Genomic DNA, 24462 nt, shown 5'->3' with positions numbered 1-24462 from the left:
GAAGTGAAGAAAGCGTCGATACAGTACAATATTATTTTTAATGTAATACTGACTCTGTCAAATATTATTTTCCCCTTGGTTACCTTTCCCTATGTGTCTCGAATCTTAAACCCTAGTGGAATGGGAGTTGTAAATTTCTATTCATCAATAGGTAATTATGCAATATTAATCGCGACTTTAGGAATTTCTACATATGGAATTAGAGTGGTTGCGTCTGTTAGAGAAGACAAGTCGAAGTTAACCAAAGTTGTACAAGAATTAACATTGATAAACGTGCTTATGGCTATATTAGTCGCTAGTTTATTATTAGTTTCAGTACTATTTGTTGATAAGTTTCAAAGTGAAATAGGACTTGTGCTCATAACGGCTATTTCAATAGTTACATCCGCATTTTCTTTAAACTGGCTGTATAGTGGGTTAGAGCAGTATGATTATATTACGAAGCGCTCAATTCTGTTCAAAGTTATTTCTTTGGTATTGATTTTTATACTAGTGAGAAAACCGAGTGACTATATTCTATATGCGGGGATAACCTTGTTTTCATCACTAGGCTCTAATATATTGAATGTTTTTTATAGTCGCAAGTTTATTTCTTTTGTTCCTACGAAGGGGCTAACATTTAGACCACACATCAAGCCGATGCTCTATTTGTTTGCTTCAATGCTCGCTGTCAATGTATATACGAATCTAGATGCAGTAATGTTAGGGTTCATAAGTGGTGATGTTGCAGTAGGACTTTACTCAGTAGCATCAAAAATGAAGTGGTTATTGCTGATGTTGATTACTTCAGCTAGTGCTGTACTTTTACCGCGCTTAACTTATCATTTAAGCAAGAAAGAGTCGCACCAATTTAACAAGATTTTGAGTGAGTCTTCAGCCCTTATTTTGCTAATAGCAGTCCCTTTATCCGTTTATTTTATATTTATGGCGAGAGATAGTGTACTTTTACTGGGCGGCGATAACTATGTTGATGCCACTACATGTATGCAAATACTGATGCCGATACTCATCATTTCGGGGTTCTCTAATATTACAGGGAATCAAATTCTAATCCCGCATAATAAGGATAAGTTATTTATGATAGCAGTTAGCGTAGGTGCTTGTGTAAATCTAATACTCAATGCCCTTCTAATGCCACCATATGGTATAGTTGGAGCGGCTATTGCTACACTAGTTGCTGAAGCTACTCAGATGGCAATCCAATACTATTATTCAAAGGAATATCTAAGAGGACAAATCTCATATGTTGTTATCCGAAATATTGTTTTATCGGTGGTCAGTGCCTCAGCAACTATGTGTTTAATCATAGGAACGTTGCATTTTGCTCCACTTGTTAACTTAGTACTTAGTGCTAGTCTGTTCTTTGGCGTTTACTTGGTTGTTTTAATAGTTTTGCGAGAAGAGAACATTCTAAGATTTTTAAAGAAAGCTAAAGTGTAGGTTGTTATTGACAACTAACCTGAGTAGGAGGAGGACTCAAATGAAAGGAATTATTCTAGCAGGGGGAAGTGGCACTCGACTATACCCGCTCACTAAAACTGTTTCGAAGCAGTTAATGCCTATCTATGACAAACCTATGATTTACTATCCTATGTCAATCTTAATGCTAGCTGGGATTCGTGAGATTTTAATTATTTCAACACCTACTGACACTGAGCGTTTTGAACAATTATTTGGAGATGGGAGTGACTTAGGTTTATCTATCCAATATAAAGTCCAACCAAGTCCGGATGGATTAGCGCAGGCCTTCTTGATTGGTGAAGACTTTATTGGTGATGATTCAGTCTGCCTGATTCTGGGAGATAACATCTATTATGGTGGCGGTTTATCTAAGATGTTGCAACGTGCGGCTAAACGCGAGCAAGGTGCCACAGTTTTTGGTTACCATGTCAACGACCCTGAACGCTTTGGCGTTGTAGAATTTGATCGAGACATGCGTGTTATTTCAATTGAGGAAAAGCCACAAGTTCCTAAGTCACACTATGCGGTAACGGGGTTATATTTCTATGATAATCAGGTGGTGGACATTGCAAAGAATATTCAGCCATCTGCGCGTGGTGAACTAGAAATTACCGATGTCAATAAAGCTTACTTAACTAAGGGACAACTAAATGTAGAGCTACTTGGCCGTGGCTATGCCTGGTTGGATACAGGGACTCATGAATCCCTACTGGAAGCTAGCACTTTCATTGAAACTATCGAAAAACGGCAGAATTTAAAAGTAGCCTGTTTAGAGGAAATTGCTTATCGTATGGGTTATATTAGCCGTGAGCAATTGTTAGAGCTCGCCCAGCCATTGAAGAAGAACAGCTATGGGCAGTACCTATTACGTATTGCTCAAGAAAAAATGTAAGGAGAGAGCCAATGTTAGTAAGAGAGGCAAAATTAGCAGATGTGAAAATTATCGAGCCGGATGTATATGGAGATCATCGAGGCTTTTTCATGGAGAGTTATTCTCAAACTAAATTCAATGAATTGGGCATTCATCATGAATTTGTCCAAGATAATCACTCCTTGTCTGCTCAGGCAGGTGTCGTGAGAGGATTACACTTCCAAAAGGGACAAGCTGCACAGACCAAGCTAATTCGAGTTGTGACTGGGGCAGTTTTAGATGTCATAGTGGACTTACGCAAGGGAAGCCCAACATACGGCCAATGGGAAAGCTTTATTCTATCTGAACATAATCACCGTCAGTTATTGGTACCTAGAGGCTTCGCGCATGGATTTGCGACCTTAACGCCTAATGTTAACTTCCTATATAAGTGTGATAACTATTATCAGGCAGATGCGGATGCGGGTATTGCCTTTGATGATCCTGAACTAGGAATTGATTGGCAAATGGATTTGAGTCAGGCCATTACATCTGAAAAGGATGCTAAACATCCAACATTTAAAGAATTCGAAAAACTGAATGATTTTGTCTATGGAGAAATCTAATTCTTGCGTCTAGTCGACGGGTTATCAGAATTGGTGTTTGGGGCATTGGGACAGTCAACAACCCAGAAGCAAATAGTCAAGATTTACTAGTGGAGGTATATATGCAACATATTATAGTAACGGGTGGTGCCGGATTTATTGGCTCAAATTTTGTACATTACGTGATTAACCACCATCCAGATGTTAAAGTAACCGTACTTGACAAGCTAACTTACGCAGGTAATCGGGCCAATTTGGCTGGCCTACCAGAAAATCGATGTGAATTGATAGTAGGAGACATTGCAGATGCAGAGTTAGTAGATAAAATAGTAAAAGACGCAGATGCAGTAGTTCATTACGCAGCAGAGTCTCATAATGACAACTCGTTAAAGGACCCCTACCCTTTTGTACATACTAACCTGATAGGGACATATACTTTAATTGAAGCTTGTCGCAAATATGATGTTCGTTTTCACCACGTTTCAACCGATGAAGTCTATGGAGATTTACCTCTTAGAGAAGATCTCCCAGGTCACGGTGAAGGGGAAGGCGAAAAATTTACAGATAAAACACCATACAATCCTTCAAGCCCATACTCTTCTACTAAGGCGGGGTCTGATTTGCTGGTGAAGGCTTGGGTGCGCTCCTTTGGCCTGAAAGCAACCTTATCAAATTGCTCCAATAATTATGGACCATATCAGCACATTGAGAAATTTATTCCTCGCCAGATTACCAATATCTTAAGTGGGATTAAGCCAAAACTTTATGGCCAAGGTAAGAATGTTCGTGACTGGATTCATACAGAAGATCACTCTTCTGCGGTTTGGACGATTCTAACTAAAGGTAAGATAGGGGAAACCTACTTGATTGGCGCTGACGGAGAAGAAGACAACAAGACAGTGATTGAACTTATCTTGGAATTGATGGGACAACCTAAAGATGCTTATGAGCATGTCAATGACCGAGCAGGCCATGATTTGCGATATGCTATTGACGCAAGTAAGTTGAGAGATGAATTAGGTTGGACGCCTCAATTCACTGATTTCCGAGCCGGGTTAGAAGATACTATTTCATGGTATCGAGAGAATCAAGAGTGGTGGCAAGGTCAGAAAGAAGAAGTTGAAGCGAATTATGCCAAGAATGGGCAGTAAGGGGTAGAAACAATGTACTTAATCACAGGTGCAAATGGTCAGCTAGGAACAGAATTATGTTATTTGCTTGATGATATGGGGCTGAAATATGAGGCCACAACGCTAGATAACTTGGATATTACTAATCAAAAACAAGTATTTGAGACACTTCGTCGAGTACAACCTAGCCATATTATTCATTGTGCAGCCTATACTGCTGTGGACAAGGCAGAAGATGAAGGCCGGGAATTAAGTTATAAGGTTAATGTCGACGGCACTCGCTATTTAGCCACTGCAGCTAAAGAATTAGGAATTCCGTTAGTTTATATCAGTACGGACTATGTGTTTGACGGTAATTTAGCGGACGGTGAGTACTTGGTGGATTCACCTACTAATCCCATGAATGAATACGGTAAAGCTAAGTTGCAAGGCGAAGAGGTTGTTCGAGATTTGCTCTCGAATTACTACATTATCCGAACTTCATGGGTTTTTGGGAAATATGGGCATAATTTTGTTTACACTATGAGACGCCTAGCTAAGGAACGTCCGCAGTTAACAATTGTTAATGATCAGTATGGCCGTCCGACTTGGACTCGGACACTGGCAGAGTTTGTGGTTTTCCTACTTCAAAATCAATCGCCATATGGCATCTACCATTTATCCAATGATGATGCTTGTACTTGGTATGAATTTGCTAGAGAAATTTTGAAAGACACGGATGTTGAGGTTTTGCCAGTGACTTCGGATGAATTTCCGCAAAAAGCCTATCGCCCTAAACATTCCGTAATGAGCTTGCAAAAGGCCAAGCGATTAGGTTTTACTATACCTACTTGGCGTGATGCCCTACAACAATTCTTGTCTTCCTTAAATGATTAGTTTAAAGCTTGAAAACAGGGGGTTCTGATTTATCTGGCTATTCTCTGGTTCAGTCGCGAGCAGTTTGTCAGCTATCTAGGCCAGATGGCCCTAAGCTTCTTAAAAAGACGCAAGGCTTAATTAAGGCTTCCTATCTATTAGTGTTTACACTAATAGATAGGGTAGAAGTCAGCCAAAATACGTGCTCTACCATAAACAAATTTCAAAAATCCCTCGTGGCTATGGCTAGTCGCGAAGGATTTTTTAATAGGCCGGGGCTATGACGTCTATCACCATGTGATGACATTCAATAACACTGGCTTAACTAGAAGATGAAATTTTGGTTTCTTGGTGCCAATCCAGCAAAAATCTATTGCTTTTTGAATGGCTTACTTGTATGATAGACAAGGATTTACAAGCCACAAATGTGTATTTTTTAGGAGGAATCACCAAAATGAAGAAACATGGTTTAGCGGCCTTAGTGGTCGTTGCCTTAGGTTCTGTCATGATTTTGGATCAGGTGCATGCTGAATCAGTCAGTCCAGTAGCACCTACCAGTCATGAAGTCCAGGACCCCCTACAAGAATCGGCCCCAGCAGTGGCCCCCGCTGCAGCAGGCCAAGAAGCAGCCCAGGAGACGTCGGCGTCCCAAAATCAGGAATCTAGTGCCAAAGAAGCTAGTTCCGATTTGCTTCAAGCTGATGAGTCAGAGCCGGCGACCTTGCCTGCAGTTCCTGCCCTGGATTTAGCCCCTAAGGCTAATAGCCAGCCGCCAGTTAAGCCGGTTGACCAAGGCATCTCGACTTCTTTCTATCAGTTTACCGAATCAGCCGGGCGTGGGACCTTCCTCGCTCATATTGCCTACGGGGATTACGATGAGGCTGGCTACCGTAAGGTGGCCCCTAAGAGCCAGATTAGTGCGCAACTCCAGTCCGCCACTGGCCAAGGCCATGTGCCTCTAGAAGTTAAGGCAAGCCAGAACCCACGGCTCTTCGAGCTCAGCTTCGATTCCAAAGCCCTTGCGGCCGATATGGCTTACCGGGTGATGATTAAGGTAGCTGATAACCAGGAGCAACTCTGGTATGGCGACCGCCAGTATAAGCAGGCAGTGGCCGGCTTAGAACTCAATGCCCAAGGCGCACGCGTCAGCCTACGTAAGGCAGCCCCAGTGCAAAAGGGGATTTCCACTTCTTTCTATGAGTTTTCGGCGACTGATATGGTGGGGACTATCCTAGCCCATATTGCCTACGGGACTTATGATGCGACGGGTTACCGCGAGGTGGCGCCGCAAGCTGTCATCAAGGCTCGCTTAGAAGCCACTAAGGGTCAGCATCAAGTCGACCTGCGGGTGCGGGCTAGCCAAAATCCACGACTCTTCAACCTAGACTTTGATCGGACGGCGCTTAAGGCCGACCAAACCTACCGGGTGCTGATTAGTGTGGCTAATAAGGAAGAAGCCCTCTGGGCAGGCGACAATAGCTACAAGCAAGAGTCAGGGGACTTGACCGCCATGGTAGCCAAGCAACGCTTCCTAGTTAAGAAGGCGGCTCCTGCTAAGCCAGTTGACAAGGGGATTTCGACTTCTTTCTATGACTTCTCTCTAGTAGACGGGGTAGCCAAGATTTTGGCTCACTTGTCTTACGGGGCTTATGATGCGGCCGGCTATCGAGAAGCGGCGCCAGCTAAGGAAGTGAGTGCCCAAGTCCTATCTCAGGATGGCCGTCATAAAGTCAATGTCCAAGTGAAAGCCACTCAAAATCCGCGACTCTTCGAACTCTTCTTCGACGCCAGCCAAATACGCAAGGGACAAGTCTATCAAGTAGTAGGTGGCGTAGGCAATGCTAGTGAAGTCATCTGGCATGGTGACCGGAGCCTCAGCCAACAAGGAGGTAACCTTTTGCTGACCGCGCCAGGTGGTCGTCTCCAGCTGCAATACCAAGAGCGTCTAGTTAACCACGAAGTCAAGGTTCGCGGCATTGGCACCACCCTTCAAGTCCTAGACGCCAATGGCAAGCGCCAGACCGTGCCGGTTAAGGACTACTTCGGCCAACGCTTTGGCGTGGCGAGTCTACCAGGCTCTAAGAACGCTGAAGTGGCGCTGATTCGCAATAACAAGGTCTTTGCTTATGCTAAACGTTCTGACTTAGTGGAAGTACCAATGGGCAAGCGGACCGTCTACATTGACGCAGGTCATGGTGGTGCCGAGACCGGGGCGGTGGCCTTTGGTCGTGCCGAGAAGGACATGAACTTAGACATTACCCGGCCACTGGCTGACCGACTCCGCCGTCTAGGCTATGAGGTCTATGAGTCGCGCGTGGACGACAAGGAAATTCCGCTAGGCCAACGCGAGCTTGAGCCTAACCGACTCATGCCGGATATCTTCGTCAGCGTTCACCACAACGCTATGCCGGCGGCTCTGTCTGGCAAGGTGCAGGGGATTGTGTCCCTCTTCCACGATCACAGCATTGAGGAAGAAGGCTTCATGTCCATGCCTTATCACCCAGAAAGCAAGATTACAGAAGGGAAGCGTCTGGCTCAACTTCTGCAACGCGAAATGGTTAAGATGACAGGCGGCCGTGACCAAGGGGCACGTCCTCAGAACCTGCATGTGACTCGTAAGACGGACATGCCAGCTGTTTTGGTGGAGCTAGGCTTCATGGATAACGCCGAGGAGTTCAAGAAACTTAATCAACCTGCCTACCAGGACAAGCTCATTAAGGGTCTGGTTCAAGGCATTCAGGCTTACTTCGGTAAGGCTTAGGAAAAAATGATAGCGGTAGAGGCTTAGGCTTCTGCCGTTTTTTTGCTTTTGCGGGTGAAGGACGAAAATTCAAGTAAATTTTCTAATATTTTTAGGGGAATGGCTTGACGGGGTTGACCGGGCGGATGTAAAATATGTAATATAAATGTCTTATTTCTGTAATTATAGCACTTATCTTCCTACAAAGGGGTCTTGTTTATGAAATCAGAGTTTTTAAGTAAGTATCGTCCGCAACTTATTGCGCTTGCCTTTGTTCTCTTCCTGGTGTCCGGTTTCGCCATGATTGGCCTCCTGGCGGGCCAGCCCCATGATCATTTGCAGAACATAGAATCGGAGTCAGTGGTCAGCGAGAGCTCCTCAAGTGAGTCCAAGCCTCTGGTCTTGGCAGAGCCTCTGGTAGGTCTGAAGGCTAAGGATCAAGAAACGCCTTTTGAAGGCAAAGAGGGAGAGCTCAAGTTGCGCTCAGTTGGCGATGTCTTATTGCATGAATTTGTCAGCGAGATGGCCAGCGTTAAGAATCCTTTCTACAAATCAGCGGTCGATCGGCTCCACAAGGACGGCATCAGCTGGGAAAATCCAGGGGGCGCCTATGATTTCTACCCAATGCTGGCGCAGATTGCTCCATACATGTCCTATGCTGACGTGACTTTGGCTAATATGGAAGTTATTGTGGCCAACCCTCAGTATCCGGTGACTGGTTACCCTTCCTTCAATGCACCTAAGCAGATTCTCAAGGCCCTTCAGGCCATCGGTGTGGACATGGTGACCAACGGGACTAACCATACCTTGGACTATTCGGCGCGTGGGGCGCTAGCCTCTATTGCTAACCTCAAAGAGGCCAAGATGCCTTATGTGGGGAGCTTTGAGAGCCAGGAGGATCACGATACCCCGCGCATTATCGAGAAGAATGGCATTAAGATAGGGATTCTGACCTATTCCTACGGCACCAACGGCGTGCCCGTGCCAGAAGACCAGCCTTATTTGATTAACCTGGTAGACCTGCCTCAGATGGTAGAAGATGTCAAAGCCCTCAAAGACAAGGTCGATGCTGTGGTGGTGACTTTGCAGCTAGGTCAGGAATATGACACTACTCCAGATCCAACTCAGGAGCAAGTCTTCCAAGCCCTGAGCGATGCTGGCGTCAAATTGATTTTGGGCGGCCACCCGCATGTCTTGCAACCTATGCAGTGGTTTAACGGCAAGCAGACCTTTGCCATCTACTCCCAGGCTAGCTTCATGTCGGGCCAAATTTACCCGGCTAATAAGCAAGGGGGCATCACCGAGGTGACGTTCAAACGCGGCGAGGACGGCCAAGTGACGGTCACGGATCCCAAGTTCATGCCAATCTACATTACGGGTGCCGAGAATGCCGAGTTCTACGAAACGGTGCCTATGGCCGACTACAATCGCTACGCGGTCACCGAGGGTGCCGACTGGTACGAGATTATTCGCCAGCGCATGCAACTCTATACCAAAGACTTCCGCTATGTCAGCCACCTAGAAACCCAGTGGACCCAGGAAGATACCGATATTCATCGCTAATATAGTTTGCGCCAATGGCCCACTCCTTTGAGTGGGCCATTGGCTATGTGGGGGGCTGGGAAAAAGGCAGAAAACGTGGTCCAATCCGAGAGCTAGTGGTCCACTCCATCGAGTGGACCACTAGCTGGGATGGAAAGCATGGAAAAAGGGCGAAACCGTGGAAAAAGTCGAGAGCCAGTGGACCACTCTTTCGAGTGGACCACTAGCTCGGTTGGAAAGGCCGGAAAAGGCTGAAACCGGGGAAAAAGTCGAGAGCCAGTGGACCACTTTTTCGAGTGGACCACTAGCTCGGTTGGCAAGCTAGGAAAAGTGCGGGAAACAGGGAGGAAGTCATGAGCCAGTGAACCACTTTTTCGAGTGGACCACTAGCTAGAATGGAAAGGCCAAAAACCTGGACCTCTAGCTAGAAAAAAAGCCCCTTAGGGGCTTTTGCCGGGGCGGAATCTTTGCTATAATAACTTTTAGTGCAAAAAGTAACGACGAAATGATATCCAATTTATGGAAGGAACTTAACAATGACAGCATCACATCACTCAAAGGGCCGGCGTCACGGTCACTCCCGCCATGGCCATGGGCGGACTAAGTCAGTGCTCTGGCGGATTAACTGGCTCTTTATTATTTTGGCAGCGGTAGCCAGTGGCTTGGTTGCCTATTTCCTCTTAACCTACAAGATTCTGGCCGGGCGCGGCTACCATCTCTGGGTCTTGGGCGGCTTGGGCGCAGTCTTACTGCTCCTGATTCTGCTTAACGGCCTCAAGCGTCTGGGCAAAACCACCCTGATCCTAGCCACGATCGTCATTTTGGGGGCTAGCTACGGCGCCTACCAAATGAATGCCACCGTCAATTTCTTCAACAAACTCAATACCAATACCCAGAAGAAGGAACTGACCATGAGCCTGGCTACCCTAGCAGAAGGTGGCGTGGCAGATGTGTCGGCCTTAGACGGCAAAGTGGTCCTAGCGCCGCTGGGCCAAGATCGCGAAAATGTCCAAGCCCTAGTCGACGACCTCAAGGCCAAACGCCAGGTAAGTGTGACCGTTGAGGAAGTGCCATCTTACCTAGCGGCCTACCAACAACTCCTGGACGGCAAGGCTCAAGCCATGGTCCTCAACTCAGGCTATGAGTCCCTCTTAGAAGGCATGGCTAGCGACTTCAGCAGCAAGATCAAGAAGCTCTATCAGTACAATCATGTGACCGAAGTAGCCGAAGAGCCGGCTAAGCCAGCGACGGAAACCCAGCAGACCAGCCAGACGCCAGCTGAGAACCAGCCTTTCAACCTCTACATTTCAGGGATTGATACCTTCGGGCCAGTCAGCTCCGTCTCTCGGTCAGACGTCAACGTTATCGCCACTATCAACCCTAAGACTCACCAGATTCTTCTGACCACTACGCCACGTGACGCCTATGTGCCGATTGCGGATGGCGGGGCAGACCAGAAGGACAAGTTGACTCACTCGGGGATCTATGGCGTGGAGGCTTCCATGCATACCTTGGCCCGTCTCTACGACACGCCAATCGACTATTATGTCCGCCTCAACTTTACCTCCTTCCTCAATATCATCGATACGGTAGGGGGCATTGATGTCTACAACGACCAAGCCTTTACCTCCCTCTACGGCAAATACGATTTCCCGGTTGGTGAACTTCACCTTAATGCCGACCAAGCCCTAGGCTTCGTGCGTGAACGCTACTCCCTTTCAGGTGGGGATAATGACCGCGGCAAGAACCATGAGAAGGTTATTACGGCCCTGATTAAGAAATTAGGCAGTCGCCAGACCCTGCTCCAAGCCCAAGAAGTCATGGACCGCATGAGCCAGTCGGTGCAAACCAATCTGCCACTGGCTAAGGTCATGGAACTGGTCAACGAGCAACTTGAGAGCGGTCAAGCTTACACAGTTACCTCAGTCGCCCTGACTGGCCACGGTTCAACTGGCTTGCCATCTTATGCTATGCCGGGCGCTGAACTCTATATGATGCAAGTGGATGAGGCTAGCTTGGCTGAGCGTCAAGCTCAAATTAAGCAAGTACTCGGCCAATAGGTTCGCTTTCAAGAAGAAAAGGAGAAACTTATGACACAAACATATGATTATCTAGTGGTAGGCGCCGGCCTCTTTGGCGCTACCTTTGCCCACGAAATTGCCAAGAAAGGCAAGCGCGTCCTAGTTATTGAGAAGCGCGACCACGTGGCGGGCAATATCTATACGGAAGAAATCGCGGGCATTCAAGTCCACAAATTTGGCGCCCACATTTTCCATACTAACGACAAGGCCGTTTGGGATTACGTCAATCAATTTGCGGAATTCAACCAGTATATCAATACCCCAATCGCTAATTATCATGGGGAAATCTACAACCTGCCCTTCAATATGAACACCTTCAACAAGCTCTGGGGTGTGGTGACGCCGGAAGAAGCGGCCGCCAAAATTGAAGAACAGCGGGCCGAAGTAGCAGGCAAGACGCCAAGCAACTTGGAAGAACAAGCCCTGTCCCTAGTGGGTCGCGATATCTACGAGAAACTGATTAAGGGCTATACCGAGAAGCAATGGGGCAAGGCAGCCACTGAATTGCCAGCCTTCATCATTCGCCGCTTGCCAGTCCGCATGACCTATGACAACAACTACTTCAATGACCGTTACCAAGGTATCCCAATCGGGGGCTACACCCAGATTGTGGAGAAGATGTTGGATCATCCTAACATTGAAGTGCGCCTAGAGACAGACTTCTTCGCGGATAAGGACCACTATTTGGCGGCCTTTCCTAAAGTTTTCTACACGGGTATGATCGACCAGTTCTTCGACTATGAGTTGGGTGAATTGGAATACCGTAGCTTGCGCTTCGAGACCGAGGTCTTGGACCAGGCCAACTATCAGGGTAATGCGGTGGTTAACTATACCGACCGCGAGACGCCTTATACCCGGATTATTGAGCACAAACACTTCGAGTACGGCACTCAGCCACAAACCGTGGTAACGCGTGAATATCCAGCCAACTGGTCACGAGGGGATGAGCCTTACTACCCAATTAATGATGAGCGCAATACCAAGCTCTATCAGGCCTATACTGACTTGGCTAAGTCCCTGCCACAGGTGACCTTCGCCGGCCGTTTGGGCCACTACCGCTACTATGACATGCACCATGTCATCGGCCTGGCCTTGCAATTGGCAGCCAAAGTAGACTAAATCAAGAATCAAGCCCCCTTACTGGCTGGTAAGGGGGCTTTTGCGCGGTTCGAGCTTTTCTGCTAGAATAGGAGTCAAAAGGGAGGTTGTCGTCATGAAGAAAGCCAAATACTGGTGGTCCTTGCTAGTGGGTTGCCTGGGCGCCTTATTAGTCTTTAGGGGCTGGTGGACCAGCCAAGTGGCGCGAGCCCAGGTAGATTCGGACCAGGTGCAGGTGGTCCAAGCCAAGATTCAGGCCCAGGGCTATGAGTTTGGCCCGGCCGTTAACAAAATTGTCCTTCAGCTCAGTCAAGCCGTGACGGCAGTGGACCGTGATGCCCAGCTAGAGGTCACCACCCAGGGTAAAGGGCGCCAAGTGAGTGCCCTCTATCTAGCTGATGAGCAGGGCCAGGCCTTGCCAGAGGGACAAGCCAGTCAATGGCTGGCCTTGGACTTGGTGGTGGACTCTTGGGATTTAGGTAGTCTCTTTGGCTACAACCAGGAACGGTTGATTAGTCAATGGCAGGCTAGCTATCTCATCGCGGTAGGGCCAGTGCAGGCGACGACCCAAGAGGGCAAGTCGGCCCAAATTCGCTTGACGGACTATGACGCCCTGCCCCATCTGGAGCTGCCGGACTTGGCGGGCTATCAATTTGAGCAAGTCCATGTAGACGGGGTGACCAATCCCCTGACTGGCCAAGAGGAGAGCCAGACTCTGCACTATGGAGCCTTTGAGCCGGCTGCCGCCAAGGACCAGTCCCAGGCCAAGTTTCCGCTTTTGATTTGGCTGCATGGCCAAGCCGAAGGAGGCGAGGATCCTCGTATTACCCTGCTAGGCAATGAGGTGACCGCCCTCAGTCGACCGCAAGTTCAAGAGATTTTTACGGCGACCGACCAGCCCGCTCTTAAGGGCGCCTACGTCCTGGCGGTGCAGACGCCGACCTACTGGATGGACGAGGGTGATGGGTTGAATGGGCCAGGGGCGGGCCATTCCCGCTATACCGAGTCCCTCATGCAGGTCATTGGCGACTATGTGGCCAGCCATCCCCAGATTGACCCGCATCGGGTCCATCTCATGGGCTGCTCCAACGGGGGCTATATGACCCTCAACATGGCCCTGCACTATCCGAACTACTTTGCCGGCTTGGTGCCCCAGGCAACAGCCTATTCCTACTATGAATTCCAGCGTCTAGACAACGGTCACTATCTGATCAAAGACCCTAAGAAACGGGGCAGTATTCAAACCTATGTGCCAACCCAAAAAGTATGGTTCGACCAGGACAAGGTGGCTGCCCTCAAGGATCAAGCCATTTGGTTTGTCCATAGCTTGGATGATCCGACCGTGCCAGCCAATGCCTATGTCTTGCCGATTTACAAGGACCTAGTCGATGCGGGTGGGCAGAATATCTGGCTGTCCCTCTTCCAATCGGTGCAAGGCCAAGACCTGCCTAATATGCGCTATTCTGGCCATTTCTCCTGGATTCCCTTCTTCAATCAGCAGGTCCAGGGCGTGCAAGATCCGGAAGTCATTCGCCAAAGCCCGGGCTTGAGCGGCTTTGAGGTCGATAATGCCAGCGGTGGTGGCAGAGCCCAGGTCCAAGTGGCCGGCCAGCCCTATCAAGATGTCTTCCACTGGCTTAACGCCCAACACCGATAAGATAATTAAAAAAGCGATGGACTACTGGCCTAGGTTGCATAATATGAACTGAACATGAGTGATCTATAGACAGGGGAAAAGGATCTAATGCTTAAGTCGAAATAGCACAAAATAACGAGGAGATCATAAGATGAACAATTATATAAAATTAAATGAAGATCGATGGAATAATGTAAAAAATGCCTATACTGAGCCATTGACACATGAAGAACTAGAAGAAGCTAGACATAATCCAATTTCTGTTGCCTTAACTGTTGGGAAAAAAGTTCCGACAGAATGGTTTGAAAAAGCCAAGGGAAAAAAGATATTAGGTTTAGCTTGTGGTGGTGGCCAGCAGGGTCCAGTTTTTGCTATAAAAGGGTATGATGTCACCATCATGGATTTTTCTAAATCACAATTAGAAAGAGACGAGATGGTTGCTGAAAGAGAAGGCTTAAAAATCAAGACGCTTCAAGGCGATATGACCAAACCATTTCCGTTTGAGGATGAAACTTTTGATATTATTTTTAACCCGGTTTCAAATGTCTATATAGAAGATTTAGAAAATATGTATAAAGAAGCCGCTCGAGTATTGAAAAAGGGTGGACTCTTAATGGTCGGATTTATGAATCCTTGGATCTACATGTATGATGCCGACATTGTATGGGACAAGCCCGATGAGGAATTACTTTTGAAGTTTACACTACCTTTTAATTCAAAAGAGCTTGAAGCGGAAGGCAAAATAACCATAGATCCAGCATATGGCTATGAATTTAGCCATACCTTAGAAAGTCAGATTAGAGGACAACTTAAAAATGGTCTCGCTATGATCGATTTTTATGAATCATGTGATAAAAGAAATAGACTATCACGTTATGGGAATGACTATATCGCGACGCTCTGCGTTAAACTATAATATTAAGGGTTAAAAAATCTCAGTTTCTACAATGGAAGATAAGGACTTGAGAAAGAATCAATCAAATGAAAAGCACCCCATAAGTTGGACAATCAAAATCCAACTTATGGGGTGCTTTCAAAAAATCGTCTAGTATTTAGCGGATTAACTTATCCCAGATGACGACCTGACCAGTTGCCAGAGATTTGGGGACGTCGATGATGCGCTGGTTGCGGCTGCCCCGGAACTGCAGGGTTAGGTCTAACTGTTCTTGAATGAAACGACCGTCGACCAGAATATCGACATAGGACAGGAGTTCCAACTTGTCCGCCGTCTCCTGCATGAGTTCCTCCCAGTCATAGCCTGTCCAGGACCAGATATCCTTGCTGCGGCCATATCGTCGTCTGACTTCCTGGCAGAGGTCAATCAGCACCGCCGTATGGAGAAAGGGTTCGCCGCCCAGTAGGGTCAGGCCTTGACAGTAGCTGGCGCCTAGGTCGGACAGGATTCTTTCCTTGAGTTCCTCCGTGTAGGGGGTGCCGTAGTTGAAGTTCTGGGCCACCTTGTTGTAGCAACCCGGGCAGGCGAAGTGGCAGCCACTGACATAGAGGCTACAACGAACGCCTTCGCCGTCCACGAAGTTATAGGGCTTGTAGTCGGCCACCTTGGTAGTCGTCTCAGGAATGGCCATGACTAGACCTCCTTGTCGTCAGCTGGGTCCTGGTCTTTGTCGGAGGTCTTAATGCGGATGGTCAAGTGCTTCTGCCGGGCCACGATTTCCTTGTGGCGGCCCGCTACCATGGGTCTAGCCTGAGGGTTGCCCAGGTAACCACAGGTCCGCTTGACCACGTCGCAGGTCTCGGGATTGCGGTTCTTACAGTAAGGACACTCGAAGCCCCGTTCGGTCGGGTTAAAGTCCCCTTCGTAGCCACATTCAAAACATTTATCAATCGGTGTATTGGTGCCCAGATAGCCGACCCGGTCATAAGCAAAGTCCCAGACGGCTTCCAGAGCCTTAGGATTCTGAACCATATTAGGGTACTCGCAGTAGTGGATGAAGCCGCCTGAAGAATAAGGCGGATAGGCCGCTTCAAAATCAATCTTCTCAAAAGGCGTCGGCTTCTTGCGGACATCGTAGTGGAAGCTATTCATATAGTAGCCCTTGTCAGTGATATCGGGCACCGAGCCAAAGCGCTCTAGATCCAGGCGACAGAAGCGATCGGTCAGACTCTCACTTGGCGTCGCGTAGACGGAGAAGTGGTAGCCGTATTGATTGCCCCAGTCTTGGGTGTGTTGGTAGAGCTTTTTGACAATGTCGATTGTAAAGGCTTTGGCTTCTTGATCCGTCTCCCAGTCGGGACCGAAGAAGCGGGTAGCCACTTCATAGAGGCCGATGTAGCCCAGGGAGATGGTGGCCCGTTTGTCGCGGAAGAGGTCATCGACCTTGCCGTCGCGACTCAACTTGCGACCGAAAGCCCCGTGTTGATAGAGGATTGGCGCATTGTAAGGCTTGGCCTCCTTGACCCGCTCGATGCGGTAGCAGAGGGCCTGACGGGCTATCTCTAATTTGGCTTCTAAGTGCTGCCAGAACTCATCCAGAGTTTGGCTCTCGAGGGCAATCCGGGGCAGGTTAAGGGTCACCACGCCCAGGTTCATACGGCCAGCGTTGATTTCCTGACCGTGCTCGTCCCACCAACCTTGCAGGAAGGAGCGACAGCCCATAGGCGCCTTGAAGCTGCCGGTCAGTTCGACTAGCTTGTCATACATGAGGACGTCGGGATACATGCGCTTGGTGGCGCAACGGACGGCTAGCTCCTTGATGTCGTAGTTGGGGTCTTTGGGTGCTAGGTTGACGCCACGTTTAAGGGAGAAGACTAGCTTAGGAAAGATAGCCGTTCTTTTCTCTTTGCCGATACCGCCCAGACGAACCTTAAGGATGGCGCGCTGAATTTCGCGTTCAATCCAGGAAGTCCCCAGGCCGAAGCCCAAGGTGGTAAAGGGCGTCTGACCTTGGGAAGTGTAGAGGGTGTTGATCTCGTACTCCAGACTCTGCATGGCGTCATAGATATCTTTCTTAGTCCGAGCCGTAGCAAAGTCATGGTGTTGGGTGGTGTCGGGGATCCAATCTTCCGCCAGCTTGAGATGCTTCTCGTAGTTGAGCTGGGCGTAAGGCGCCAGCACCTCGTCAATGCGGTCGGCGCTACAGCCCCCGTACTGGCTAGACGCCACGTTGGCAATGATCTGCGCCATTTGGGCGGTGGCGGTCTGAATGGATTTAGGGGAATCGACTTCTGCATTACCAATCTTGAAGCCTAGCTTGAACATGGTTTTGAAATCAATCAGGCAGCAGTTGGTCATAGGCTGGTAGGGATGGTAGTCTAAATCATGATAGTGCAAGTCGCCGTTCAAATGGGCTAGGGCGACTGCTTCCGGCAACATGCCAATGCCGATGGCTTTAGCAACGATGCCTGGCAGTCAAGTCTCGTTGGGTGTTGTAGACTTGGCTGTCTTTATTGGCATTCTCGTTAACAATACTTGACTCCTGTTGGTGCAGGCGGTCAACTACAGCTTGAATATCTTGGGCCGCTCTAATTTGTGGATTCATACTTATCACCTCAAAGCCTATGCTACCCTAGTCTAGGTGTAAAGTCAATAGACTTTACACTATATATAGTGTTTATAAATTTGTTCCACAACTATATATAGTGTTTCTGCCTGGGTCTTGAGGTGTTAGGGTGCTAACTTGGTTGGCGCCTGCTCTATAGCCAAAACAGCTAGCCTAAACTGTGCCAATGTCCGGTCTAGACAAGGCAACTTTGACAGCCAAAACTAGGCCAAAGTTTCGCAAGATATAGTGTGGACTTCTTCTTCCATCTAGGCATTAAAGACGGTAATAGCCAGCGACTTCATGAGCGTGTTCATGTCACTGTTTAAAACTGCCTCTGTTAATTCTTCAAGTTTTAGGTTAATATTAAGGTAAGTCATGGTAATCTCCTCTTTCAATGTTTTCCGACAACTACATTGTACCAGAGATTACCTGGCTTTTTACACAATTATAAGGACTTAATCGGAAATCGCCGGAGCCAGTGGTCCACTCCGTCGAGTGGACCACTATCTTCCTGGGAAAGTGCCGAAAATGGGGCAAAAGCTAGGAAAAGGTGTGAGCCAGTGGTCCACTCCGTCGAGTGGACCACTAGCTCCCTGGGAAATCGCCGAAAAGGGGTCTAAAGCCCCGAAAAGCCGTGAGCCAGTGGTCCACTTTGAAGAGTGGACCACTGGCTTCATGGAAAGGGCAGAAAAACGGCAAAAGTCTCGAAAAGTCATGAGCCAGTGGACCACTAGCTCCTCAGAAAAGTACAGCAACCTGGCCAAAAGCTCCGAAAAGCCACGCTCCAACGCCCCACAACCTAACTAAGAGGCCGGAAAAAACAAAAAATTTCCCCTTGCATCCCGGTCTAAGCTGTGCTATACTATCGTAGTTGAGTAAAACAAGTAGAAACCAGCCGTTTCTCGCCAATCCCCTTAGGTGCTTGGCCGATAGAGAGTTTCCTTTGCGTCTCGGCGCGGGGATAAGTAGCGGCTAGTTTGTGTACACAAGCTAGTTTTTTTTCTTGTAAGGCTCGAAATCTAACTGGAGGTGGACTACCATCGTTAAAGAAATGATCATTAACGAAGATATCCGCGCACGTGAATTACGTGTGATTGGAGACAATGGTGAACAAATCGGAGTCAAATCACTTAATGATGCGCTCACTATTGCAGAATCTTTCGGACTTGACCTAGTACTTGTCTCACCAAATGCCAAGCCACCTGTTGCTCGGATTATGGACTACGGTAAATACCGTTATGAGATGCAGAAGAAGGAAAAGGAACAACGGAAGAATCAGAAGATCGTAACCGTCAAAGAAGTTCGTCTTTCTCCTGGTATCGAAGACCATGATTACCAAACCAAATTACGCCAGGCCATCAAGTTCCTCGAACATGGTGACAAGGTCAAAGCCAGCATTCGTTTCCGCGGGCGGGCCATCACCCACAAGGAATTGGGTCAAGACGTATTGGAAGACTTCATTGATGACACAAGCCATGTGTCAACGGTTGAAGCTCGACCAAAAATGGAAGGTCGCAGCATGTTCATCGTGCTAGCCCCATTAGCCCAAGCGGCGCAACAAGACTAATCTTTTTATAGGAGGAATTCCCATGCCAAAACAAAAAACACACCGCGGTTTAGCAAAACGCGTTAAGAAGACTGGTTCAGGTAAATTGAAACGTTCACACGCTTTCACTAGCCACCGTTTCCATGGTAAAACTAAGAAACAACGTCGTCAATTACGTCAAGCTGACTTAGTATCTAATTCAGACTACAAACGTATTAAACAACAAATTTCGCAATTATAATACTAGAGAAGAACCAAGGAGGAATTTACTATGCCACGTGTTAAAGGTGGATACGTTACCCGTCAACGTCGTAAACGTACATTAAAATTAGCTAAAGGTTACTACGGTGCCAAACATCTCTTATTCAAGACCGCTAAGCAACAAGTAATGAAATCTTACATGTATGCTTACCGTGACCGTCGTCAGAAAAAACGTGACTTCCGTCGTTTATGGATTACCCGTATCAACGCGGCAGCTCGTATGAACGGGATCAGCTACAGCGTCTTAATGAACGGCTTGAAGAAAGCTGGCGTTGAAGTGAACCGTAAAATGTTGGCTGACTTAGCAGTTCACGACGCAGCAGCATTCACTGCTTTAGTAGAACAAGCTAAGAAAGCTTTATAAGAAGCGGATTAAGAAGATAAATGGAGGCAGGACCGGTCGGTCGATGCCTCTATTTTTTGAATTTTAATCAATCAATAACAAAAAGGAGGTTCTATATGCAGTACATTTGGCGTTATTTACGCAAGCATCCCAAGCTCTTGTTTCTAGATTTCTTAGGGGCTTTCTTCTTTGTCTTAGTTAACTTGGGCCTGCCGACCATCCTAGCTCGGATGGTAGACGAAGCCATCCTACCTCACGATGTCAGCCGTCTCTATTACTGGTCTGTCATCATGTTCCTAGTGATTCTGGCCGGGGTGGCAGGGCGCATCCTGCTCTCCTACACCGCCAGCAAGCTGACTACCGAGATGATTCGGGAGATGCGTAATGATCTTTATGACAAAATCCAGCAGTTTTCCCACCATGAATATGAGCAGATTGGGATTTCCAGTTTGGTAACCCGGATAACTTCGGATGCCTTCGCGCTCATGCAGTTTGCCGACCAAAGTCTGCGTCTGGGGATGATTACCCCCTTTATGATAGCATCTTCCATGGTCATGATTCTGGTAACCAGCCCGTCCCTGGCTTGGTTGATTTTATTGGCGGTGCCACCGCTAGCCATTTCCATCTGGTTCTTGGCCAGAAAGTCAACACCCCTGTCTAAGCAACAACAGAAGACCTTAGATAAGATTAACCAGTATGCCCGCGAGAACCTATCCGGTTTGCGGGTCATTCGGGCCTTTGCGCGCGAGGATTTCCAAGAGAAACGCTTTGATGAGCAAAACCAATCCTATACCGAGACCTCAGCCCGTCTCTTCAAATTAATGGGCTGGGCCAACCCACTCTTCGTCCATATCTTGATTTGGATGATTGTGGCCATTGTGTGGTTTGCCTTGGAGCCAATCGCTCAGGGTTCGCTCCAAGTGGGGAACCTGGTAGCCTTTGTAGAGTATGCCTTCCATGCCCTCTTCTCCTTCATGCTCTTCGCCAACCTCTTCATGATGTATCCGCGGACGGCCGTATCGGCAGCCCGGCTGCAGGAAGTCATGGATCTACCCATTTCTATTGACCCCAATCCAAACGGGGTGACCGAGACGGAAACGCGAGGTTATCTAAGCTTCGAGAATGTGACCTTTGCCTATCCAGGTGAGACGGAGAGCCCGGTTCTTCATAATATTAGCTTTGAAGTTAAGCCTGGCCAGACCATCGCCTTTATCGGGTCGACCGGGAGTGGTAAGTCCTCTCTGGTGCAACTCATTCCGCGCTTCTATGATGTCACCCTAGGAAAAATCCTGGTGGATGGCGTCGATGTCCGCGACTACAACCTCAAGGCCTTGCGCCAGAAGATTGGTTTTATCCCGCAGAAGTCCCTGCTCTTTACCGGGACTATCGGCGAGAACTTGCGCTATGGTAAATGGAATGCCAGCGAAGGCGAGTTGGAGAAGGCCAGCGATATCTCCCAGGCGCGGGAATTTATTCATAGCCGGTCTGAACGCTATGAAGCCTTCCTGGAAGAGGGTGGCAGCAACTTGTCTGGGGGCCAGAAGCAACGCTTGTCTATTGCCCGTGCCGTAGTCAAGCGTCCTGATATCTATATCTTCGACGATTCCTTCTCGGCCCTGGACTATAAGACTGACGCCCAACTGCGTAAGCGGCTCAAGGAAGTGACCCAAGAGGCCGCCGTCTTAATTGTGGCTCAGCGCGTGGGGACCATTATGAATGCTGACCAAATCATCGTCCTCAACAAGGGCGAAATCGTGGGTCGCGGGACCCACCAAGAATTAATGGCTAGCAACGAGATTTATCGTGATATCGCCAATTCTCAGCTTAAGCAAGCCAGTTTAGATGAGGAGGCCATGTAAGATGAATAAAAAAGTATCCAGTATCAAGCGCCTCCTGCCTTATATGAAGCCTTATGGCTTGTCTTATTTCTGGGCAATCCTCTTGACCATTGTGAGCGACATTGCCTCCGTCTTGGAACCCTTCATTTTGGGTTTGGCCCTGACAGAAATCTCGCGGGGTAGCGTGGCTATCCTGCAAAAGGTGCCGGGCGCTAGCCTCAATTACCCCTATATTGGCTGGATTCTGGTCATCTATTTCTTCCGTGGTTTGACCTATCAGGTGTCTGCTTATCTCGCCAACGTGGCCATCACCAATGCTGTCCAAGGGACTACTCGGGATCTGCGTCAGGCCATGAATCAGAAGCTCAACCGCCTGCCGGTCTCCTATGTGGACCAACATCAATTTGGTGACCTCTTGGGCCGTATGACCGGTGATGTGGAGTCCGTTTCTAATGCCTTGCAGCAGAGCCTGCTCCAAATTGTCAATGCCGTCTTCACCCTTGGTTTGGTGATTGCCATGATGATTTGGCTTAACGCAAGCTTGGCCTTGGTTGTCATCATCTCCATGCCGCTGTCTTATTGGGTGGCTAAGAAGGTCCTGGTTCTATCTCAGCCTTATTTCAAGGGCCAGGCCGACGCCTTAGGTCGCCTCTATGGCTTTGTCCAGGAGAACCTAACGGGTTTCAATGTCATCAAGCTCTATGGCCGGGAAGAACAATCCGCCAAGGAATTTTATGACATTACCCGCAACCTACAACAAGTAGGCTTTAAGGCGACCATGGTGTCTTCGATGGTCATGCCGCTGGTAGGCTTCATCTCTCATATGACCTACTTGCTCCTAGCGCTGCTGGGGGGCTTGGCCGTCTTGCAAGGGGTGCTGACTATCGGGAACCTGCAAGCCTTCGTCCAGTATGTCTGGCAGGTCAACCAACCGATTCAGACGATTACCCAGCTGACAGGTGCCTTGCAGTCAGCTAAGTCTTCCCTGGACCGGATTATAGAATTGATGGATGCGCCCGAAGAAGTGGTGAGTGCTAAGGCTCATTTGGCAGGGCCGTTGACCGGACGGGTCAGCTTCCAGGACGTGGCCTTCCACTACCAGGAAGATAAGCCTCTGATTCGTAACTTCAACCTAGAAGTTGAACCCGGCCAAATGATTGCCATTGTCGGGCCAACGGGCGCCGGTAAGACAACCCTGATTAACTTACTTATGCGTTTCTATGACGTGACCCAGGGGGCCATTCTAGTGGATGGCTTGGATATCCGGGACTTGCCACGTCAGGAATTGCGCCAGCAGTTTGGCATGGTGCTCCAGGATGCCTGGCTCTATGAAGGGACCATTAAGGACAATCTACGTTTCGGTAACTTAGATGCCACGGATGAACAAATCGTGGAAGCAGCTAAGGCCGCCAACGTGGACCACTTTATTCGGACCTTGCCGGGTGGTTACAATATGAAGATGAACCAGGAATCCAGCAATATTTCCTTGGGTCAGAAGCAACTGCTGACAATCGCCCGGGCCTTGCTGGCAGATCCTAAGATTCTGATTCTGGACGAGGCCACCTCGTCAGTGGATACCCGTCTGGAGCTCCTCATTCAGAAGGCCATGAGCCGTCTGATGGAGGGCCGGACCAGCTTCGTCATTGCCCATCGTCTGTCGACCATTCAGGAAGCCGATAAGATTCTGGTCTTACGTGACGGCCAGATTGTAGAACAAGGCAATCACGACAGCCTCTTGGCAGCCAAGGGTTTCTACTACGAGCTCTATCAAAGTCAATTTAATCAATAAGCCCATAAGGTTAGGATTTTGTCCTAACCTTATTTTTGTAATTGGACTAGACAAAAAAGTGTCATAATAGTGCGGATTAGATAGCTTATAGTTTTATCGCCCAAGTGTTGCCTTTAAGAATGATAGTCAAAATTAAGCTGAAATTTATCTCAATTAGTGATATGCTGAATTTAGGGAAGAAAGGCTTTACATTAAGGGGTTTCAGGACTATAATGAAGGCATGACGTATCCTAGAATACGTTTCAAAAATATCTGGAAAGGAGGAGAAGCATGGCTCATAAACGTTTGTTGTCTTGCACAGCCAGTGAGGTCAAAACTTTGACAGCCGCGCAACTAAAACAAGCCATTAAGGCCAGTGAAGGCCGGATTATCTTGGCGGAAACAGTGGTCACTAAGGCGCCGCTAATTGAAGGGGTAAGCAATGCGGAGATGATGCGGGCATTTAGTGCGGATATGCTATTATTGAATGAATATGATCTATCCACCAAATTTATCCATAGTTTGCCCGCAATGGACGCGCCCATTGCCTACCTCAAGGAATTAACCGGTAGACCTATGGGCTTGAATTTAGAACCGGTTGACCCAAGTGCTGAAGCGCTAGAAGATTGGATTGACCTACCGGAGGGCCGACGTGCCACCGTAGAGAACTTCCAAGCCGCTAACCGAGAGGGATTTGATTTCTTGGTCTTGACGGGTAACCCTTCGACAGGGGTTAGTCATCAGGCCATTGAAGCCACGGTGCGGCTAGCTAAGCAGCATTTCAAGGGACTGGTCTTTGCAGGTAAGATGCACAGTGCCGGGACCGGCGAGAAGGTGGTCTCTGAAGCGCATTTGTTAGCCTATATGGCAGCAGGTGCAGATGGCGTCTTGATTCCAAGTGTGGGGACCGTGCCAGGAGTCAGAGAAGACCAGGTGGCGCGGATTGCCGATCAGGTCAAGGACTTGGGCGGTTTAGTTATCTCAACCATTGGCACCAGTCAGGAAAGTGCCGATAGTGGGACCATTCGCGAATTTGCGCTAGCCAACAAACGCGTGGGTACAGATATTCATCACATTGGCGATGGTTCCTACGGACGCATGCCAGATCCTGAGAATATTCTGGCCTTGTCGCTAGCAATTAGAGGGAAGCGGCATACTTATTTCCGTATGGGACAATCAGTATTAAGATAGATAGAAAGTAGGAA

General features: G+C 48.2%; 18 protein-coding genes and 1 pseudogene. 17 read left to right on the top strand and 2 right to left on the bottom strand.

Going from position 1 to position 24462, the window contains the following annotated elements; genetic code table 11:
• Positions 1-3 precede the first annotated feature (3 nt).
• The 11 genes from Q0339_RS04270 to Q0339_RS04220 all read left to right on the top strand — a co-directional run bounded on the left by Q0339_RS04270 (position 4) and on the right by Q0339_RS04220 (position 14914).
• The gene (locus Q0339_RS04270) at positions 4-1440 is read left to right on the top strand and encodes a flippase (RefSeq protein ID WP_298077569.1); all 1437 of its coding nucleotides are present in this window, start codon (positions 4-6) and stop codon (positions 1438-1440) included.
• Between the two features lie 40 nt (positions 1441-1480).
• Positions 1481-2353, top strand: coding sequence for a glucose-1-phosphate thymidylyltransferase RfbA (gene rfbA / locus Q0339_RS04265; RefSeq protein ID WP_298077568.1), 873 nt, complete (start codon positions 1481-1483; stop codon positions 2351-2353).
• An 11-nt stretch (positions 2354-2364) separates the two neighbouring features.
• Positions 2365-2937: a dTDP-4-dehydrorhamnose 3,5-epimerase gene (rfbC, locus tag Q0339_RS04260; RefSeq protein WP_298077566.1), complete on the top strand. Its 573-nt coding sequence runs from the start codon at positions 2365-2367 to the stop codon at positions 2935-2937.
• A 101-nt stretch (positions 2938-3038) separates the two neighbouring features.
• Positions 3039-4067: a dTDP-glucose 4,6-dehydratase gene (gene rfbB, locus Q0339_RS04255; protein ID WP_298077564.1), complete on the top strand. Its 1029-nt coding sequence runs from the start codon at positions 3039-3041 to the stop codon at positions 4065-4067.
• Between the two features lie 12 nt (positions 4068-4079).
• Positions 4080-4922 carry a dTDP-4-dehydrorhamnose reductase gene (gene rfbD / locus Q0339_RS04250; protein WP_298077563.1) on the top strand — a complete coding sequence of 281 codons (843 nt, stop codon included), beginning with the start codon at positions 4080-4082 and terminating at the stop codon, positions 4920-4922.
• Positions 4923-5355: 433 nt separating this feature from the next.
• Positions 5356-7662: an N-acetylmuramoyl-L-alanine amidase gene (locus Q0339_RS04245; RefSeq protein ID WP_298077561.1), complete on the top strand. Its 2307-nt coding sequence runs from the start codon at positions 5356-5358 to the stop codon at positions 7660-7662.
• A 198-nt stretch (positions 7663-7860) separates the two neighbouring features.
• A complete protein-coding gene (locus Q0339_RS04240; protein ID WP_298077559.1) occupies positions 7861-9204 on the top strand; it encodes a CapA family protein in 1344 nt (447 codons plus the stop codon).
• Positions 9205-9719: 515 nt separating this feature from the next.
• Positions 9720-11243 carry an LCP family protein gene (locus tag Q0339_RS04235; RefSeq protein WP_298077558.1) on the top strand — a complete coding sequence of 508 codons (1524 nt, stop codon included), beginning with the start codon at positions 9720-9722 and terminating at the stop codon, positions 11241-11243.
• 30 nt (positions 11244-11273) lie between these two features.
• On the top strand, positions 11274-12383 hold the full coding sequence (glf, locus tag Q0339_RS04230) for a UDP-galactopyranose mutase (RefSeq protein ID WP_298077557.1): 1110 nt from the start codon (positions 11274-11276) through the stop codon (positions 12381-12383).
• 94 nt (positions 12384-12477) lie between these two features.
• Positions 12478-14019, top strand: coding sequence for a prolyl oligopeptidase family serine peptidase (locus tag Q0339_RS04225; protein WP_298077556.1), 1542 nt, complete (start codon positions 12478-12480; stop codon positions 14017-14019).
• 130 nt (positions 14020-14149) lie between these two features.
• On the top strand, positions 14150-14914 hold the full coding sequence (locus Q0339_RS04220; protein ID WP_298077555.1) for a class I SAM-dependent methyltransferase: 765 nt from the start codon (positions 14150-14152) through the stop codon (positions 14912-14914).
• Between the two features lie 136 nt (positions 14915-15050).
• Here the strand turns inward: Q0339_RS04220 and nrdG are convergent, their stop codons facing one another.
• On the bottom strand, positions 15051-15584 hold the full coding sequence (nrdG, locus tag Q0339_RS04215) for an anaerobic ribonucleoside-triphosphate reductase activating protein (RefSeq protein WP_298077554.1): 534 nt from the start codon (positions 15582-15584) through the stop codon (positions 15051-15053).
• Between the two features lie 2 nt (positions 15585-15586).
• A pseudogene (nrdD, locus tag Q0339_RS04210) lies at positions 15587-17456 on the bottom strand (anaerobic ribonucleoside-triphosphate reductase); the annotation flags it as partial.
• 1096 nt (positions 17457-18552) lie between these two features.
• Between nrdD and infC the strand changes: the two are divergent.
• The 6 genes from infC (at position 18553) to Q0339_RS04180 (ending at position 24448) form a co-directional block, all read left to right on the top strand.
• Positions 18553-19068 carry a translation initiation factor IF-3 gene (gene infC, locus Q0339_RS04205; RefSeq protein WP_023392344.1) on the top strand — a complete coding sequence of 172 codons (516 nt, stop codon included), beginning with the start codon at positions 18553-18555 and terminating at the stop codon, positions 19066-19068.
• A 22-nt stretch (positions 19069-19090) separates the two neighbouring features.
• Positions 19091-19288, top strand: a complete 198-nt coding sequence (gene rpmI / locus Q0339_RS04200) for a 50S ribosomal protein L35 (RefSeq protein WP_023392343.1) — start codon at positions 19091-19093, stop codon at positions 19286-19288.
• A 30-nt stretch (positions 19289-19318) separates the two neighbouring features.
• Entirely contained in the window at positions 19319-19672 is a 354-nt protein-coding gene (rplT, locus tag Q0339_RS04195) for a 50S ribosomal protein L20 (RefSeq protein WP_023392342.1), read from the top strand.
• Between the two features lie 95 nt (positions 19673-19767).
• Positions 19768-21510, top strand: coding sequence for an ABC transporter ATP-binding protein (locus Q0339_RS04190; protein WP_298077553.1), 1743 nt, complete (start codon positions 19768-19770; stop codon positions 21508-21510).
• Position 21511: 1 nt separating this feature from the next.
• The gene (locus Q0339_RS04185) at positions 21512-23278 is read left to right on the top strand and encodes an ABC transporter ATP-binding protein (protein WP_298077552.1); all 1767 of its coding nucleotides are present in this window, start codon (positions 21512-21514) and stop codon (positions 23276-23278) included.
• A 270-nt stretch (positions 23279-23548) separates the two neighbouring features.
• Positions 23549-24448, top strand: a complete 900-nt coding sequence (locus Q0339_RS04180) for a haloacid dehalogenase-like hydrolase (protein ID WP_298077551.1) — start codon at positions 23549-23551, stop codon at positions 24446-24448.
• Positions 24449-24462: the final 14 nt, after the last annotated feature.

The organism is uncultured Abiotrophia sp., assembly GCF_938010525.1.
GTDB lineage: Bacteria > Bacillota > Bacilli > Lactobacillales > Aerococcaceae > Abiotrophia.
The sequence above is the reverse complement of the archived record's forward strand: the minus strand, read 5'-3'. Positions and strand labels throughout refer to the sequence as shown.